This is a genomic window from Rahnella sp. PD4, from assembly GCF_049199325.1.
Lineage (GTDB): Bacteria > Pseudomonadota > Gammaproteobacteria > Enterobacterales > Enterobacteriaceae > Rahnella > Rahnella perminowiae.
Genome location: NZ_JBLZQF010000044.1, coordinates 1 through 255, shown reverse-complemented (window position 1 = coordinate 255; position 255 = coordinate 1). Strand labels below are relative to the sequence as shown.

The following is a 255-nucleotide window of genomic DNA, read 5'->3' as shown; positions in this document are numbered from 1 at the left end:
GAGGCAGCAGTGGGGAATATTGCACAATGGGCGCAAGCCTGATGCAGCCATGCCGCGTGTGTGAAGAAGGCCTTAGGGTTGTAAAGCACTTTCAGCGAGGAGGAAGGCATCACACTTAATACGTGTGTTGATTGACGTTACTCGCAGAAGAAGCACCGGCTAACTCCGTGCCAGCAGCCGCGGTAATACGGAGGGTGCAAGCGTTAATCGGAATTACTGGGCGTAAAGCGCACGCAGGCGGTTTGTTAAGTCAGA

General features: G+C 53.7%; 1 rRNA gene. It reads left to right on the top strand.

The annotated features are described in order from the left end of the window. Positions 1-255, top strand: a 16S ribosomal RNA gene (locus ACOZIO_RS25135); the annotation flags it as partial.